General features: G+C 71.1%; 5 protein-coding genes. 3 read left to right on the top strand and 2 right to left on the bottom strand.

The annotated features are described in order from the left end of the window. Positions 1–198: tyrosine-type recombinase/integrase (locus P409_RS28475; RefSeq protein ID WP_034846368.1), on the top strand; the 198-nt coding region annotated here is incomplete at its 5' end. Between the two features lie 121 nt (positions 199–319). Here P409_RS28475 and P409_RS28480 read toward each other — a convergent pair. Then, positions 320–1678 (bottom strand): serine hydroxymethyltransferase, encoded by a 1359-nt coding sequence (locus tag P409_RS28480; RefSeq protein WP_034846370.1) that lies wholly within the window; start codon positions 1676–1678, stop codon positions 320–322. A gap of 117 nt (positions 1679–1795) precedes the next feature. Here P409_RS28480 and P409_RS28485 point away from each other — a divergent pair, with 117 nt between their 5' ends. After that, positions 1796–2293 carry an Lrp/AsnC family transcriptional regulator gene (locus P409_RS28485; RefSeq protein WP_034846372.1) on the top strand — a complete coding sequence of 166 codons (498 nt, stop codon included), beginning with the start codon at positions 1796–1798 and terminating at the stop codon, positions 2291–2293. A gap of 27 nt (positions 2294–2320) precedes the next feature. Here P409_RS28485 and P409_RS28490 read toward each other — a convergent pair whose 3' ends face one another. After that, positions 2321–3064 (bottom strand): DUF899 family protein, encoded by a 744-nt coding sequence (locus tag P409_RS28490; RefSeq protein WP_034846374.1) that lies wholly within the window; start codon positions 3062–3064, stop codon positions 2321–2323. A 215-nt stretch (positions 3065–3279) separates the two neighbouring features. Here P409_RS28490 and P409_RS28495 point away from each other — a divergent pair. Then, positions 3280–4028: hypothetical protein (locus P409_RS28495; RefSeq protein ID WP_034846376.1), on the top strand; the 749-nt coding region annotated here is incomplete at its 3' end.

Genomic DNA, 4028 nt, shown 5'->3' on the forward strand with positions numbered 1-4028 from the left:
GATTCGGCGACCCCGCACGCGCTCAGGCACAGCTTCGCCACCCATCTCCTGGCCGGCGGCGGCGATTTGCGCACGATCCAGGAGCTGCTGGGCCACGCCGCCCTGTCGACCACCCAGCGCTACACCGACATCGACACCGAGCGGCTGATGACCGTCTACGCCGACGCCCACCCCCGGGCGCGGCGCAGCACCGGCTGACCCTACCGCCCCCTCACCGTCATTGCGAGGAGGCGAAGCCGACGAAGCAATCCATGGTCCAGCGCGAGCGGCTGTATGGATTGCTTCGCTGCGCTCGCAATGACGATGTCGGAAGGCGGCTTCAAGCCGGCGGCAGCCCGTTCTCGAAGCAGTAGTACAGCGTCGGGAAACTGTGCCTGAGCGCCACCGCGTCGGGCCGCACCGCCTCGGGCGCCTCGCCGCGCACCAGCACCCGGGCGACCAGCTCGGCGATCGCCTCCATCTCGCGCTCGCGCATGCCGAAGCGGGTGACCTCGATGGTGCCGATGCGCAGCCCGCCGGGGAAGTCCCAGTCCTCCTTGCGGTCGGACGGCAGCAGGTTCTTGTTCACGATCAGGTTGGCGCGTTCCAGGGTCTGCGCCGCCGCCAGGCCGCGGCCGAAGCCGCGGGCGTCGGCGATCGCCTGATGCGTGGTGGTGAAGCCCTTATGCGCCCCCAGCATCGGCACGCCGCGCTCCTGCAGCGCCCGCGCCAGGGCCCGGGCATTGGCGACGATCTGGGCCTGCAGCGCTTCGCCGAAGGCGATCGCCTCCGCCGTCGCCAGGGCCAGCGCCGCCACCCGGTTGACCTGGTGCGTCGCCGCCCAGACCGGGAACACCGCGGTCGTCACCGCCTCGGTGATCGCCGGATCGTCCCACAGGAGGATGCCGGATTGCGGGCCGGCGAAGGTCTTGCCGGCCGAGCCGGTGACGATGTCCGCGCCCTCCTTCAGCGGGTCCTGGAACTGGCCGCCGCCGATCAGCCCCAGCTGGTGCGCCGCGTCGAAGAAGAAGCGGCCGCCCCACTCCGCGATCACCTCGCGCATCGCCGCCACCGGCTGCGGGAACAGCGTCATCGACAGGCCCAGCGCGACCAGCTTCGGCCGGGCCAGCGGCGCCGCCCGGCGGAACAGGTCGAGGTCGACCACCAGCTCCTCCGGGTCCATGGGCAAGTCGACGATGGTGCGGCCCATGGCGCCGGCCGGGCCGTCATGCCGGTTCGAGGAGTGGCCGCCGGTCGGCTGCGCCGCCGTCATCACCACGTCGCCCGGCGCGGTCAGCGCGGTGTAGACCACGGCGTTGCCGATCATCGAGGCGCAGAGCCGGTGGTCGGCGTAGCTGCAGCGGAAGTGGCGCTTCAGCAGCTCGACGCACAGCGCCTCGACCTCGTCGATATGGCGGGTGCCGGCGAACCAGCGGTTGACCCGGCCGATATGGCCCTCCGCCGCCCGCGTCCCGATCTCCGCCGCCAGCAGCGCCCGCACGCCGGGGCTGGTCGGCGCCTCGGGCGCCAGCAGGTTGATGCAGTCCTCGCCGCGCCACTGCGCGTTGCGGCCGACCGCGGCCTTGACCGCCTCGCCCATCGCCGCCGGGTCGGCGCAGGCATCCAGCACGGCCCGCGCCGCGGCCAGCGCCTCGCGGTCATGCACCTCGATGCGGTTCGACAGATCCGGTGAATCCATGATCGCGCCTCCTGTTCGGTCGGAATCAGGCTACGGCGAAATCATCGGCAACGGATTTCGATTTGCGCGACCGGAATTTCCGTCGTGGAATGTGCCGACGCTGCTGCGGAGAAATCCATGAAAAGCCCGGACCGTGCCCGCCCTGCCCCGCCCGAGCTCGACGCCATCGACCGGCGCATCCTCGACGCGCTGCAGGAGGACAACCAGATCACCAACCTGGCGCTGGCCGAGCGGGTCGGCCTGTCGCCGCCGGCCTGCCTGAAGCGGGTGCGCCGGCTGCGCCAGGAGCGGGTGGTGGTGCGCGACGTGGCGCTGGTCGACCCGGAGCGGGTGGGCCAGACCATCGTCGCCTTCGTCGGGGTCGAGCTGGACCGCCAGCGCGAGGACGTGCTGGCCGCCTTCGAGCGCAAGATCGCGGCCGAGCCGGAGGTGCAGCAATGCTATTTCGTGTCCGGCGAGACCGACTACCTGCTGGTGGTCACCTGCCGCGACATGGAGGCCTACAACCTGTTCTGCCGCCGGGTGCTGGCCAACGAGCACAACATCAAGCGCTTCCGCACCAGCTTCAACCTGTCCCGGGTGAAGTACGAGACCAAGGTGCCGATCGGGACGTGACGCGTCAGCCCGACCGCCGCCTCCGGTTCACCGCCCGCCGGTTCCGAGGTCGTCGGAATGCCCGGCCTTGACGCGGGGCCATTGGACGATGGGACGGTCGCCGACGCGATAGAAATGCTCGCCTTCCCACCGCGGCCAGCCGGCCGGCGAATCCTCCCAAGGCTCCTGCCGCCCATAGACGGTGAGGTCGAGCAGGGCGTAGCTGTTGCCCATCACCTCGACGCCGCGCTGCGTGGTCCAGTAGGTCTCGAACACCTCCGATCCCTGCCGCAGGTAGCAGACGATGTGCATCATGCCCACCCGGCGCCCGACCAGGAGCGTCTTGAGCGCGTCCCGGTCGGCCGCGTACCAGGGCATCTCCCAGCCCATGAAGTCGCGGTACCGGGCGCTCTCCTCATACGGGCCCTGGCAGATCGTGGCGTAGGTGACGTCGCGGGACTGCAGGAAGGACAGCTCGCGGACCTGGGCCGTGTAGAGGGAGCAGCCCTCGCACTGCTCCGCCGCCGGGTGGCCGGCGTGCCACATGAAGTAGTAGGCGATGAGGATCCGGCGCCCCTCGAACACGTCCAGCAGCGTCGTCGGGCCATGGTCGCCGATGAGCGGCGTGGCGCCGTCCACCGCGACCATGGGCAGCCGCCGGCGGGCGGCCGCGAGGGCATCGCCCTCCCGGGTATGGGCCTTCTCCCGGGCCCGCAACGCGTCCAGCTCCGCCTGGAAGGTGCTGCGGTCGACGATCCTGGGCGCGGCAGGATGATTGGTGTCTTTGGTCATCTCGCTCTCCCCTTTTCGACAGAGAGGCAGGTTAGCGCCGGACGTCGGAGCGGGATGAGTGACAAATGTGGCGGGATTCGATGCCCATCCCATGGCAGCGCCCCGCCCATCCGGACCATGGACCCGGTGACCTCGATGCCCTGCGCGTTCGGCCGCCATCCGCGTCAACACGAAGTCCATTGCATTGTTGCGCATTTTTGTTCATGATACGTTCTATGCACAAGGCGACCTCCGTCCCGACCCCGCAGCCGACCGCCCCAGGCCTCGACCCTGCCGAGGCCGAGCGCGCCGGGCGCATGCTCGACCGGCTGGCCGAGATGGCGATGGAGCAGGCGGAGGCGACGCACAAGGCCCTGCTGGCCGCCGTCGCCGCCGGCGAGGCGACCCAGGCCAAGGAGTTCGGCCTCGCCTTCGACCGCGCCTCCCGCGGCGTCCGCCGCAGCCTGGCGCTGCAGGTCCTGCTCGCCCGCAAGCGGCAGGAGATCGCGGCCAAGGCCGCCGCCGAGGCCAGGAGCCGGGCCGCGGAGACGGAGACGCGCCGCCAGCGGGTGGCCCGCGCCGTCAGCTGCTCGGTCGCCGCCGACCGCGACCTCGATGCCGACACCTGCGAGGCGCATATCGCCGCGATGTGGAAACGGCTGGTCGACGACCCGGAGATCGATGCCGGCCTCGCCGGGCAGCCGCTGGAGGCGATCGTCTTCCAGCTCTGCCGCGACATGCGCATCCGCCCCGACCCCGCCTGGCTGAACCCGGACTATTCCGGCGCCGACTGGTTCGGCCGCCGCCGCAGGGCCGCCGCCGCGGAGGGGGAGCCGGACGACAAGCCTCCCGCGCCCTGGTGGCCGGAGGACGGGCCGGATGCCGGCCGCTACTGGCATCTCGACCAGAGCGACAGGATCCCGGTCCAGGGCTGGTACGACATCGAGACCGGCGAACGGCTCCGCTGCGCCCCCTGGCTGCTCAA

This window comes from Inquilinus limosus MP06 (genome assembly GCF_000767795.1).
Classification (GTDB): domain Bacteria; phylum Pseudomonadota; class Alphaproteobacteria; order DSM-16000; family Inquilinaceae; genus Inquilinus; species Inquilinus limosus_E.